This is a genomic window from Streptomyces sp. NPDC043738, assembly GCF_056436545.1.
In genome coordinates this window covers 1-12322 of record NZ_JBWKCJ010000004.1, presented here as the reverse complement: position 1 = coordinate 12322, position 12322 = coordinate 1, and the positions used below count along the sequence as shown (strand labels likewise).

General features: G+C 73.7%; 12 protein-coding genes and 1 pseudogene. 7 read left to right on the top strand and 6 right to left on the bottom strand.

Features of this window, described 5'->3' with window-relative positions; genetic code table 11:
* The first annotated feature begins 5 nt into the window (after positions 1–5).
* The gene (locus tag AC0680_RS07445; protein WP_478625759.1) at positions 6–1964 is read left to right on the top strand and encodes a protein kinase domain-containing protein; all 1959 of its coding nucleotides are present in this window, start codon (positions 6–8) and stop codon (positions 1962–1964) included.
* A 9-nt stretch (positions 1965–1973) separates the two neighbouring features.
* On the opposite strand, the gene AC0680_RS07440 is transcribed toward AC0680_RS07445, so the two are convergent.
* Positions 1974–2324: a peptidase inhibitor family I36 protein gene (locus tag AC0680_RS07440; protein WP_478625758.1), complete on the bottom strand. Its 351-nt coding sequence runs from the start codon at positions 2322–2324 to the stop codon at positions 1974–1976.
* A gap of 311 nt (positions 2325–2635) precedes the next feature.
* Positions 2636–3709 carry a cytochrome D1 domain-containing protein gene (locus AC0680_RS07435; RefSeq protein WP_478625757.1) on the bottom strand — a complete coding sequence of 358 codons (1074 nt, stop codon included), beginning with the start codon at positions 3707–3709 and terminating at the stop codon, positions 2636–2638.
* Positions 3710–4035: 326 nt separating this feature from the next.
* Here AC0680_RS07435 and AC0680_RS07430 point away from each other — a divergent pair, with 326 nt between their 5' ends.
* The 3 genes from AC0680_RS07430 (at position 4036) to AC0680_RS07420 (ending at position 5835) form a co-directional block, all read left to right on the top strand.
* Positions 4036–5244 (top strand): 4-hydroxybenzoate 3-monooxygenase, encoded by a 1209-nt coding sequence (locus AC0680_RS07430; RefSeq protein WP_478625756.1) that lies wholly within the window; start codon positions 4036–4038, stop codon positions 5242–5244.
* A 76-nt stretch (positions 5245–5320) separates the two neighbouring features.
* Positions 5321–5398 (top strand): 50S ribosomal protein bL37, encoded by a 78-nt coding sequence (locus tag AC0680_RS07425; RefSeq protein ID WP_384428599.1) that lies wholly within the window; start codon positions 5321–5323, stop codon positions 5396–5398.
* A 113-nt stretch (positions 5399–5511) separates the two neighbouring features.
* Positions 5512–5835, top strand: coding sequence for a putative quinol monooxygenase (locus tag AC0680_RS07420; RefSeq protein WP_384428509.1), 324 nt, complete (start codon positions 5512–5514; stop codon positions 5833–5835).
* Between the two features lie 54 nt (positions 5836–5889).
* Here AC0680_RS07420 and AC0680_RS07415 read toward each other — a convergent pair whose 3' ends face one another.
* Positions 5890–7203: a phosphoribosyltransferase family protein gene (locus tag AC0680_RS07415; RefSeq protein ID WP_478625754.1), complete on the bottom strand. Its 1314-nt coding sequence runs from the start codon at positions 7201–7203 to the stop codon at positions 5890–5892.
* 145 nt (positions 7204–7348) lie between these two features.
* Here AC0680_RS07415 and AC0680_RS07410 point away from each other — a divergent pair, with 145 nt between their 5' ends.
* The gene (locus tag AC0680_RS07410) at positions 7349–8155 is read left to right on the top strand and encodes an HAD-IIA family hydrolase (RefSeq protein ID WP_478625753.1); all 807 of its coding nucleotides are present in this window, start codon (positions 7349–7351) and stop codon (positions 8153–8155) included.
* A 13-nt stretch (positions 8156–8168) separates the two neighbouring features.
* Here the strand turns inward: AC0680_RS07410 and AC0680_RS07405 are convergent, their stop codons facing one another.
* Positions 8169–8873 carry a histone deacetylase gene (locus tag AC0680_RS07405; RefSeq protein ID WP_478625752.1) on the bottom strand — a complete coding sequence of 235 codons (705 nt, stop codon included), beginning with the start codon at positions 8871–8873 and terminating at the stop codon, positions 8169–8171.
* Positions 8874–9007: 134 nt separating this feature from the next.
* On the opposite strand from AC0680_RS07405, the gene AC0680_RS07400 reads away from it, so the two are divergent.
* Positions 9008–10558, top strand: a complete 1551-nt coding sequence (locus tag AC0680_RS07400; RefSeq protein WP_478625751.1) for an ATP-dependent DNA ligase — start codon at positions 9008–9010, stop codon at positions 10556–10558.
* Positions 10559–10562: 4 nt separating this feature from the next.
* On the top strand, positions 10563–11045 hold the full coding sequence (locus AC0680_RS07395; protein ID WP_478625749.1) for an NUDIX hydrolase: 483 nt from the start codon (positions 10563–10565) through the stop codon (positions 11043–11045).
* Positions 11046–11078: 33 nt separating this feature from the next.
* On the opposite strand, the gene AC0680_RS07390 is transcribed toward AC0680_RS07395, so the two are convergent.
* Both AC0680_RS07390 and AC0680_RS07385 read right to left on the bottom strand, forming a co-directional pair.
* On the bottom strand, positions 11079–12071 hold the full coding sequence (locus AC0680_RS07390; RefSeq protein WP_478625747.1) for a zinc-dependent alcohol dehydrogenase family protein: 993 nt from the start codon (positions 12069–12071) through the stop codon (positions 11079–11081).
* Positions 12068–12322, bottom strand: a pseudogene (locus AC0680_RS07385) (carbohydrate ABC transporter permease); the annotation flags it as partial. The gene AC0680_RS07390 and the pseudogene AC0680_RS07385, both read right to left, overlap by 4 nt.

Sequence of the window (12322 nt, the reverse complement as noted above, 5' to 3'; positions counted from 1 at the left end):
GAGCGGTGCGACCGCTGGCGAAGAACGATCCGCGGCAGATCGGCCCGTTCCGGATCATCGGGCTGCTCGGCGGTGGCGGCATGGGGCGGGTCTACCTCGGCCGTGCGGCGGACGGGCGGACGGTGGCGGTGAAGACCGCGCGCGCCGAACTCGCCGACGACCAGGGCTTCCGTACGCGATTCGCCCGTGAGGTGGCCGCCGCCCGGCGGGTGGGCGGACCGTTCGTGGCGCCGGTGGTCGACGCCGCGCCGCACGACGACACACCCTGGATGGCGACCGACTACGTGCCCGGCGTCTCGCTGACCGCCGCCGTGCACGACTGCGGGCCGCTGCCCGAGCACACGGTGCGGCTGCTGACCGCCGGGCTGCTGCACGCCCTGACCGCGGTGCACGCGCACGGCCTGGTGCACCGCGACCTCAAGCCGTCGAACATCCTGCTCACCGCGGGCGGCCCGCGCGTCATCGACTTCGGCATCGCGCACTCCGCCGCGGACACCGCCCTGACGACGACCGGCACCGCCCTGGGCACCCCGGGGTTCATGGCCCCCGAGCAACTGGTCATGACCGGGCCCGAGATCACCGGCGCGGCGGATGTGTTCGCGCTCGGCGGGGTGATCGTCTTCGCGGCGACGGGCGGCGGCCCGTACGGGAACGCCGAGCCGCAGATCCTCATGTACCGCACCGTGCACGAGGAGCCGCTGCTCGACGAACTCCCGGTCACACTGAAGGAGTTGGCGGGGGACTGTCTGGCGAAGGAACCGGCGCGGCGGCCCGCGCTGCCCGCGCTCATGGCGCGGGTGGGCGCACCGGGCCCGTACGGCGACTGGCTGCCGGAGCCGATCGCCGCACAGCTGCGCCGGCTGTCCGCGCGGCTCGGTGACCCCAGGGCCCAGGACGCCCTGGCACCGCGGCCACCGGCCGAGCCCGCCGGCGTCGCCTTCGACCGGCTGCCGACCCGTACGGCGGCCGACGGGCCGGCACCCTTGCCGCCCGCCCGGCCGACGCACCCACTGGAGCGGCCCGCGTCCCCGGGTCCGAGCCGGCGCCGGGTGCTCACCGCGCTGTCCGCCGTCGGGGTGGTGGCCGGCGGCGGGGCGCTGGCCTGGACGCTGCGGGCGGAGGGCGGGGACGGCGGCAGCACCGGTACCGGCACCGGGGGCAAGCCCGGCAGCAGCGGGAAGCCCTCCGCCCAGCTGCCGGCGGAGATACGCACCAAGGGCGTCGTCACCATCGGTGCGGACCTCGCCTACGCGCCGATGGAGTTCCTCAGGGACGGCACGCCCGCCGGCCTCGACGTCGACCTCGCCACCGCCCTCGGCCGTGAGCTGGGAGTGCGCTGCAGGTTCCAGAACTCCACCTTCGACGCCCTGCTCGCCGGCCTGCAAGCGGGCCGCTTCGACCTGGTCATGTCGGCGATGACCGACACCAAGGACCGCCAGCAGGGGACCGGGGCCGCCGCGAGGACCGGCGGCGTCGACATGATTGACTACTTCAGCTCCGGTGTCGCCGTCGTCGTCCGCAAGGGCAATCCGGAGGGCATCGAGAAGCCCGTGGACCTGGCCGGCAAGACGGTCGCCGTTCAGCGCGGCACGCCGGCCCATGACCTGCTGGGCGAGCTGAACCGGCAGGTACCCGCGAAGGTGAGGATCAGGCCGTTCGACTCACCGGCCGAGATCTACGACGACGTCGCCGAGCGCCGCTCCTCGGCCTGCCTCGACGACTTCCCGGTCGCGGCCCACACCGCGGCGACCCGCTCGAACGGCGGCGCGCTCCAACTCAGCGGCACACCGCTGGAGCCGTTTCCCCTCGGCATCGCGGTAGCCAAGGCCGACACGGCCCTGCGCGACGCCGTGCGGGCGGCCCTGGACAGCCTCATGGCGAGCGGCGAGTACCGGAAGATCCTCAAGAGGTGGTACGTCGAGGACGGCGCGATGGAGCGGGCACTGATCAACGGCGGCCGGTAGCCGGCGCCCTCACTGCCAGCTGGAGACGGAGACCGACTGCACGGAGCCGCCCGGCCGCAGTGCGCCGACCTGCACCGCGCAGTGCGGCGCCGAGTAGAAGGAGCGGGACCGGTCGCCGTTGTTGTAGATCGACTGCGCGGGCTGGACGGGCGTGGCCGCGCACCCGCGTTGCGCATCCGGCACGGTCCGCATCTCCCCGTGGAAGGCGGGCTCCGGCCAGAAGCAGACCGAGCCCCGCGGGCAGCCGTGCGGGTCCGACGCCCGGTCGGTCCCCGCGTGCGCCGGGACGGTGGTGGCCAGGGCGAGAGCGGCCGCGGCGGCCAGGGAACCGAGTGCCGCGGTGACGTGCTTGAGGCGCATGGGATCTCCCGTGACAGTCGAAACGTGATCCGCACGGGGCGCCCACCTGGGCATGCGCCGGATGTGCGGGCGGGCTTGGCCTGGTCACACCCACCGGTCCGAGGGACCTTGACCAGGCCAAGGCCGTAGGGACGAGTGTGTGGCAACAGCCGGCGCCACGTCCGGCGTTCGAGTCGCTGTCACGCTTCCGGGCAGCGTTGTACGAGTGTCCGCACGCGCGAGCCGACGCGTTGTTCGAACTGTGCGATGCGCTGTGGCGCCGAGGCGGGCGCGGCGGCGTCCCGGCCCCGGCCGGTCACTCCGTTCGATGCTCAGCGCGGAGTGATGGCGATGCCTTCGGGCTCGTGCCCGGTGGGCAGGGTGGAGCGGAGCCGCCGGGCGAAGGGGTCGATGACCGACACGGTGTCGGACTGCTCGTTGGTCACCCACACCCGGCGGCCGTCCGGGGTGACGGCGACCCCCTGCGGCTGCACGCCGACGTGGACGTGGCCGACGATGTGACGGGTGGGGATGTCGATGATCAGCAGGCAGTCCCGGGCCGAATCGGCGACGTACAGGCGCCTGCCGTCGGGGCTGACCGCGTTGCCGAGCGGCGCCCGGCCCCCCGGCAACGTGGCGACCACGGTGTCGCTGTGGGGGTCGATGACCGACACCGTGCCGGAACCGGTGTTGGAGACGAACACCCGGTTGCCGGAGGGCGAGGAGCTGATCCCGCTGGGGAAGTCCCCCACATGGATCTCCCGGATCGCATGCGAGCCCGGGTCGAGCACGGTCACCTCGCCGCCGCCGTTGTCGGTGACGTAGGCGCGTCCGTCCGGAATCGTGGTGATGCTGTGCGGCAGCGGCCCCACCGGCACGGTGGCGACCACATGGCGGGCCCGTACGTTGATGACCGAGACCGTGTCCGAGCCGAAATTGGCCACCAGCACACGGTGGCCGTCGCGGGACGGCATCGCCGCGAAGGGCCGGCGTCCCACATGCACGGTGGCGATGACGAGCCGGGAGGCGGTGCCGATGAAGGAGACGGTGTTGGAACGGCTGTTGGCGACATAGACCACCTCGCCGTCCGGCGCCGCGCCCACTCCGGTCGGGCCGTGCCCCACCTGGACGTCGCCGACCCGGCGGTCGAGACGGGTGTCGTAGGTCGAAACGGTCGCCGAGCCGCTGTTGGCCACGTAGGCGCTGACGCGCACGGGGTAGCGGGCGGCGGCGTGCCGGGGCGGGGGGTTCGGTGGTGTGCCGGCCGTGGCCAGCGCGCAGAGCAGCAGCACGGCGGTGGCCGAGCCCCACCACAGGCGACGGCGGCGGGACGGAGGCGGAAGGTTCGGAAGGTGCCGGTCAGGTGCCTCGCCGGGCGGGGCGCCGGTAAGAGGGAAACGGTGCATGGCTCTCCTGAATCAAAAGTGATCATTACGGCTCCACAAGATCAGGGATCCCGGGCCACCGCCCTCGGCCATGCCCCAGGCGAGTGAACCGCCACCGGCTCGTTGTGCGGTGCACGCGGTCTGCCGTCGCCCGGTTGGCCGAGCGGACGGATCCCGATCCGTCCGCTCGGAGGCCGGCCGGGTCGGCCCGGTCGGCGGCGCCCGCCTCCGGCCATCCGCCGGGCGGCCCGCGCCGGACCGCCCCCACGGTGCCCGCCGCATCGGCCGGGCCGGCCGACCGCCATACTGCGTGCGTTCTTTCCGACGCCCGAAGGGAACCGCACGCCGTGCCCACTCCTGCCGAACTCACCCTCACCCGCACCTCGGTGGCGATCGTCGGTGCCGGTCCCGCCGGCCTCGTCGTCGCGAATCTGCTGCGCGCCGCCGGCGTGGACTGCGTGGTACTGGAGGCGGAGAGCCGGGAGTTCATCGAGCAGCGGCCGCGTGCCGGGTTCATCGAGGAGTGGGCGGTGCGCGCGCTGGCCCGGCACGGGCTGGCCGACCGGCTGCTCGAACGGGCCGAGACCCAGGCGGAGTTCGAGTTCCGGTTCGACGGCGAGCGGCACACGGTCCGCACGGCGGAGCTGTCGGGGCGGCGCCACTTCGTCTATCCGCAGCCGCTGCTGGTCACCGACCTGGTCGCGTCGTACGTGGACACCGCCGGCGGCGACGCCCGCTTCGGCGTACGCGACGTGCGGCTGCACGACCTGACCGGCGAGCGGCCCGCCGTGTCCTACACCGATCCGGCGACCGGCGCCAGGCACCGTGTCGAGTGCGAGTTCATCGCGGGCTGCGACGGCGCGCGCGGGGTGACCCGGGCCGCGATACCCGCCGACCGGGCGGCCCTGACCCGCTACGACCACGGCGTCGCCTGGCTCGCCCTGCTCGCCGAGGCCCCGCCCTCCGCCCAGGGTGTGGTCTTCGGCATCCACGAGCGCGGATTCGGCGCCCATATGGCCCGCAGCCCCCAGATCACCCGTTACTACCTCCAGGTCGCCCCCGGCGAGGACGTCCGCAACTGGCCGCACGACCGGGTGTGGGACGAACTGCGGCTGCGCCTCGGCGCGGCCGGGGCCCCGTCGCTGAACGAGGGCCCCCTGCTCGAAAGGGTGGTTCTGGACATGCACAACTACGTACTGGAGCCGATGGTGTACGGCCGTCTGTACCTGGCGGGCGACTCGGCGCACCTGGTCGCCCCGATCGCCGCGAAGGGCATGAACCTCGCCATCAACGACGCGCTGCTGCTCGCCGACGCGCTGATCGCGCACCGCAGGGGCGACGACAGCGGCCTGGACGCCTACTCGACGGCGTGTCTGCGCCGGGTCTGGCAGTACCTGGAGTTCTCGCAGTGGCTGTCCGAGACGCTGCACGGTGCCTCCTCCGGCGACCGGTTCCGGGCGGGCACGGCGTCGGCCCGGCTGCGCCGGCTGCTGGGCTCCGAGTCCGCGGCACAGGCGTTCGCCGGGCTGTACATCGGGGAGGAAGCCGACCTGTGAGACGGGGCGGGACGCCGCCGGGAGGTGGTAGAACCTTCGCGAAACCTAGTGTTGAGGTACGGAGAAGGGAGACGTCATGTCCTCGAAGCGCCGTCGTAAGAAGAGGGCCCGCCGCAAGGGCGGAGCCAACCACGGCAAGCGGCCGCAGTGCTGATCTGAGGGCCGTACCCGGTCCCCGGCCCAAGGGGCACCCCCGCGTGCCCCTTGGGTATGGCCCTGTATGACCCGGTTGACGGCGGATGGACCCGCGTGTCCTATCATCGATCGATGATCTTCATCGTCGTCAAGTTCCCCGTAAAGCCCGAGCACGCCGAAGAGTGGCCCCGGCACGTCGAAGCCTTCACCGCCGCCACCCGCGCCGAACCGGGCAACCTGTGGTTCGAGTGGTCCCGCAGCATCGAGGACCCCCACACCTACGTCCTGGTCGAGGCGTTCAAGGACGACGCCGCCGAAGCGCACGTCAACTCCGACCACTTCCGCGCCGGTCTGGAGACCATGCGTCCCCTGCTGCGGCGCACGCCCGACATCGTCAGCACCACCATCGAGGGCGCGGACGGCTGGAGCGCGATGGGCGAGATCACCATCGACTAGGGCCTGACCCATCGGACGGGCCCTGACCGTCGGCAGGTGCGCGACGCCCGCCGGCTAGCCCACCAGGTGGCCGACGAACCAGTCCCTGGCGAGATCGGCGACCTGGTCGAGGGCGCCGTGCTCCTCGAAGAGGTGGGTGGCGCCGGGGACGATCTCCAGCTGGGTCTCGCAGCGCAGCGCCGCCTCGGCCTCGCGGTTGAGGTCGAGGACCAGCGGGTCGTTGCCGCCCACGATGAGCAGCGTCGGGGCCCGTACGCCGGCGAGCAGCGGCCCGGCGAGGTCGGGGCGGCCGCCGCGGGAGACCACGGCGCCGATGTCCGCGGTGGGGGAGGCGGCGGCCCGCAGCGCCGCCGCGGCGCCGGTGCTCGCGCCGAAGTAGCCGATCGGGACGGCGGCCCGGCCGCGCAGCCAGTCGGTGGCGTCGGCCAGCCGCTCGGCCAGCGTCTCGATGTCGAAGACGTTCGCCCGGTTGGCCTCCTCCGCCGGTGTGAGCAGGTCGAAGAGCAGGGTCCCCAGCCCCGCCCGGTTCAGGGCCGTGGCGACCAGGCGGTTGCGCGGGCTGTGGCGGCTGCTGCCCGATCCGTGGGCGAACATCACGATCGCCTTGGCACCGGCGGGCAGGTTGAGGTCACCGGTCAGCCGGACACCGGCGGCGTCGATCGCCACCTCCTCCGCCACGTCCGCACCGCCCCCCGCATCCGCCAGCGGATCGCTGTCCGCGCCCGCGCCCTCCCCCTGCGCGGCCCGCTCCAGCAGCGACACCACCTCGTCGTCGGGGGTCTGGGAGAAGTCCCGGTACCACTCGCCGACGGCGGCGAAGCCGAACGGGGTGGACAGGCAGACGAATTCATCGGCCTTGCTGCGCAGCCGATCGGCGGCGTCCGGAGGCGCGACCGGTACGGCCAGCACCACACGGGTCGCGCCCTGCGCCCGTACCACCTCGCACGCGGCGGCCGCCGTGGCACCGGTGGCGATGCCGTCGTCCACCACGATCGCCGTCCGCCCCTCCAGCTGCAGCCGGGGCCGGCCGGCGCGGAACCTGTGCGCCTGCCGCAGGAGTTCCGCCTCCTCGGCCTTCTCCACGGAGTCCACGTCCGACTGGTCGAGCCGGCCGCGGCGGACGATGTCGTCGCTGATCACGCGGACGCCGCCCTCCCCGATGGCGCCGAATCCCAGCTCGCGCTGGTAGGGGACCCCCAGCTTGCGGACCACGATCACATCGAGCGGCGCCTCGAGCGCCCGCGCCACCTGGAAGGCCACCGGTACCCCACCGCGGGGCAGGCCCAGGACGACGGGCTCCTCGCCCTCCAGGTGCCGTAGCGCTTCGGCGAGGCGCTGCCCCGCATCCGTACGGTCGGTGAACAGCACAGTGTGCACCCCCTACCCAGGGGAGACGGCAGCCACGTCCACACCTCACCTCCGAACTACCGCAGATGCCGGTGCTCCGCAAGTCGGGAGGCCGGTGCCGTGCGGCCGTCGGTCCGGGCCGGGCGAGGGTGGTTACCGTCGGCGTATGGCAGGAATCGGAGCGGTTCTGATCGACATCGACGGCGTGCTCACGGTGTCCTGGAAGGCGCTGCCCGGCGCCGTCGACGCCATGGACCGGCTGCGCGCCGCGGGCCTTCCGCTGGCCCTGGTCACCAACACCACCTCACGCACCCGCGCCGAGATCGCCCGGAGGCTGACCGGGGAGGGCTTTGCGGTCGACGCCGACGACATCCTCACCGCCCCCGCCGTGACCGCCGCCTACCTGCGCGAACACCATCCGGGTGCGCGCTGTCTGCTGCTCAGCAGCGGAGCGGTGGGGGACGACCTGGAGGGCGTGGAGATCTGGGCGGGCAGCGGTGCCGAGGCGGGCCGGGACGGGCCGGACGTGGTGGTGCTCGGCGGGGCGGGCGAGGAGTTCGACTACCCGGCGCTCAACGCCGTCTTCGGGTATCTGCGGCGCGGTGCCCGGCTGGTCGCCATGCACCGGAACCTGTACTGGCGGACGGCGGGCGGGCTCGACCTCGACACGGGGGCGTTCCTGCTGGGGCTGGAGCGGGCCGCCGGGGTCGAGGCGGTGGTCACCGGCAAACCGGCCGCGGAGTTCTTCGCCGCCGCGCTGGCGCATCTGGGCGTCCCCGCCTCGGCGGCGCTGATGGTGGGCGACGACATCGAGTCGGACGTGCTGGCGGCCCAGCGCTGCGGGATCACCGGCGTCCTCGTCAGGACCGGAAAGTATCTGCCGGAGACGCACCGGGCGGCCCGCGGCACCCCGGACCACGTACTCGACTCGTTCGCCGACCTGCCGGATCTGCCCGGGCTGCTCGGACGGTGACCGCGGGTGACCGCTACGGGGTGCCGGGGGTGCTGAGCAGCGTCGCGATGTCCGCGGCCGTCCAGCGGCCGGACGCTCCGGGGCAGCCCGCCAGATACTCGGCGGTCCTGAGCGGGCTCCACCCGTGGGAGTCGATGATGCCGGCCGCGATGTGCTCCAGGTAGGCCGCGGAGGGCGGATTCAGGTTCACGGCGATGTCGTCGCTGCTCCACGGGGCGGTGAGGGTCACCACCGGCAAGCCGTCCAGCGCTCCGGCGCACACCAGGGTCTCGTACCGGCCGGGGCCGATGTGGGCCCGGCCCTGGGCGAGCACATCGGTCAGATCGAGCTCGTCGCCCGGCTCGCGGTCCATCTCCTGGGCGGCGATGTCGGAGAACTGGGAGACCGTCAGAAGGTAGGCACGTCCCGGGAGTTCGGGGGGAGTGCGCTGATCCGGTGCGTAGTCGGGGTCGTAGAAGGCCCGGCCGCCGGTCCACACCGTCGATTCGGTGGCGAAGTACATCCGGCCGGGCAGCATGACCGGCGTGGTGTCCGCGGGTGGGCGGGGGTCCCGGCAGCCGGGGTGGCTGCGCAGCCCGCCGGGGGGCCGACCGCCGGCGAGGTAGTAGGTCAGCCGGTCGAGGTGCATGTTGGAGCCGTACGCGGCGTACCAGAGCTGACGGCCGGGGCGCTGGCCGTGGGCGGGACGCGGGGCTTCGGGGCGTCGGGGCCGGATCACATCCTCACGTTACGCGGCCACGCCCCGGCCGCCGGGCAGCCGCTCCGCGGCAGGGGCGGGTCCGGGCCGGCGACCGCCCCTGCCGTACGCGGGCCGGGCGGGCGGGGACGGCACCGCGGAGGCACCATGGCCCTATGCTGCTGGCCGAGCTCGCGCGGGTGTCGGGGGCGGTCGCCGCGACATCGGCGCGCTCACGGAAGATCGCGCTGCTGGCCGGGCTGTTCCGGGCCGCCACCCCCGAGGACGCCCCCGTGGTCATCCCGTATCTGGCCGGGCGGCTGCCCCAGGGGCGGATCGGGGTCGGCTGGAGCGTGCTGCGCGAGCCGGTCGCGGCGGCAAAGTCCGCCACCTTGACGGTGGGGGAGGTGGACGCGGCGCTGACCGGCCTGGCCGGCGTCTCGGGGTCCGGGGCGCAGCAGGAGCGGCGCACACGGGTGCGGGCGCTGCTGGCCGCGGCGACCGCCGAGGAGCAGCGGTTCCTGGTGGGACTGCTCACCGGCGAGGTGCGCCAGGGCGCGCTGGACGCCCTCGCGGTCGAAGGGCTCGCCGCGGCGAGCGACGTGCCCGCGGCGGACGTGCGCCGGGCCGTGATGCTGGCGGGATCGCTGCCGGATGTCGCGTCGGCGCTGCTCGACCAGGGTCCGCCGGCGCTCGCACGGTTCCGCCTCACCGTCGGCCGGCCGGTCGGGCCGATGCTCGCGCACAGCGCCAAGTCGGTGGCCGAGGCGATCGACCGGCTCGGTGCCTGCGCCGTGGAGGAGAAGCTCGACGGCATCCGCGTACAGGTGCACCGGGACGGGCCCGACGTCAAGATCCACACCCGCACGCTGGACGAGGTCACCGCCCGCCTGCCCGAGGTCGTCGCGGTCGCCCGTGCGCTGCCGGCCGAGCGGTTCATCCTGGACGGCGAGGTGATCGCCCTGGACGGCGCGGGCCGGCCGGTGCCGTTCCAGCGGGTCGCGGGCCGCTTCGGCTCAAGGGTCGACGTCGCCGCCGCGCAGGCCGCGCTGCCGCTGTCCCCGGTCTTCTTCGACGTGCTCTCGCTCGACGGCCGCGATCTGCTGGAACTGCCCGCCGCACAGCGGCACCGCGAGCTGGCCGGGCTGGTACCCGAGCAGGTGCGGGTGCGCCGCTGCGTGGTGGCGGACCCGGCCGACCCCGCGGCGCGGGCGGCGGCCGAGGCGTTCTGGTCCCGGACGCTGGGCCGGGGCCATGAGGGCGTGGTGGTCAAGGCGCTCGACGCCCCGTACAGCGCCGGCCGCCGGGGCGCCGCATGGCTGAAGGTGAAGCCCGTACACACCCTCGACCTGGTGGTGCTCGCGGCGGAGTGGGGCCACGGCCGGCGCACCGGGAAGCTGTCCAACCTCCACCTCGGCGCGCGCGGGCCGGACGGCGGATTCGTCATGCTGGGCAAGACCTTCAAGGGGCTCACCGACGCCACTCTCGACTGGCAGACCGAGCGACTGCGGGCGCTCGCGGTGGCGGACGACGGCCACGTCGTGACGGTGCGTCCGCAACTCGTCGTGGAGATCGCCTACGACGGGCTGCAGACCTCGTCGCGCTACCCGGCGGGTGTGACCCTGCGCTTCGCGCGGGTGCTGCGCTACCGGGAGGACAAGCCGGCGGCGGAGGCGGACACGATGCGGACCGTGCTCGCCGCACATGACGCCGCCGGGGGAGCGTAGGACCGTGGCGGGCAGGCGGAGTGCCGGGCTGCTGCTGTACCGCGACGGCGGCGACGGCACCGAGGTCCTGCTGGCGCACATGGGCGGTCCACTGTGGGCCCGGCGGGACGCGGGCGCCTGGTCGGTGCCCAAGGGGGAGTACCTGCCGCCGGAGGAGGCGCTGGAAGCGGCGCGGCGGGAGTTCGAGGAGGAGCTGGGGATGCCGCCGCCCGACGGGCGGTACGTGCCCCTGGGGGACGTCCGCCAGTCGGGCGGCAAGGTGGTGACCGTCTGGGCCGTGCACAGCGATCTCGATCCGGAGCGGATCGTGCCCGGCACCTTCGACATGGAGTGGCCGCGCGGCTCCGGGGTGATCCGGAGCTTTCCCGAGATCGACCGGGTGGCGTGGTTCCGGCCGAAGGAGGCCGGGGAGCGGCTGGTCAAGGGCCAGCGGGTGTTCCTGGAGCGGCTGGCGGAGCGGCTCTCGGGCCGGGGAACGGCCCGGTGACGGCGCCCTGGGCCTCGACCCACCGGACACGCCCTACGGCAGCACCTGGATCTTGCGCCCTTCGCCCGCCTGGAACCGGCCCAGCCCCTCCGCGTAGTCGTCCAGCGGCAGCCGGTCGCTGATGAACACCTCCGGATCGAGGACGCCGGCCGCGAAGAGCCCGGCGGCGCGCTCATAGCTGTGCAGGACGGCCATCGAGCCGGTGATGGTGATCTCCTGGTTGTAGATGCGGTACGGCTCGATGGTGGCGCGCGCGGCGTAGTCGGCGACGCCGAACTGGAGGAAGGTGCCGCCTCTGCCGACCCGGCCCAGCGCGTCCTGGATGGCGCGCTCGTTGCCGGTGGCGTCGATGACCACGTCCCAGCCGCGCGGGCGGTCCAGCTCGTCGGCGGAGCCGGCCGCGTTGCTGCAGCCCAGCGTCCGTGCCGTGGCCAGCCGCTGGGGGTTGATGTCGACGACGTCGACGCCGGCCGCGCCGGTGCGCTTGGCCAGCTCCAGCATCATCAGGCCCATGGTGCCCGAGCCGTAGATCAGGACGTGGGTGCCCAACTGCTGGGAGCGCAGGATGTCGTAGCCGCGTACGGCGCAGGACAGCGGCTCGATCAGGGCCGCGTCCTCGGTGCGTACGTGGTCGGGCAGCCTGACGCAGTTCGCGACGGGGGCGACGGCGAACTCCGCGGCGCCGCCGGCCGTGGTCACCCCGATCGCGGACCAGCGCTCACAGAGGTTGTTGCGGCCGATGCGGCAGTAGTGGCATTCGTGGCAGTAGAGGGAGGGATCGACCGCCACCCGGTCGCCCTCGGCGAGTTCGGTGACGGCACGGCCGGTGGCGACGACCGTACCGGCGAACTCGTGCCCGGGAACCACCGGCAGGGTGGGCGCGAACTCGCCCTGGAGGATGTGCAGGTCGGTGCCGCACAGCCCGCAGGCGGCGACCGCGACGACGACCTCGCGGGGACCGGGGGAGGGGTCCGGCACGGTGGCGACCTCGACCTTGCCGGGGGCGCTGATCACTGCGGCTTTCATTTCACGGCTCCGAGGGAGAGGCCCTGGACGAGCTTGTCCTGGGCGGCGAACCCGGCGAGGAGCACCGGGAGGGAGATGACGGTGGCCGCGGCGCACACCTTGGCCAGGAACAGGCCCTGGCTGGTGACGAAGCCGGTCAGGAACACCGGAGAGGTCCCGGCCACGATCCCGGTCAGGACCCGGGCGAAGAGCAGTTCGTTCCAGCTGAAGATGAAGGAGATCAGGGCGGTCGCGGCGATGCCCGGCATGGC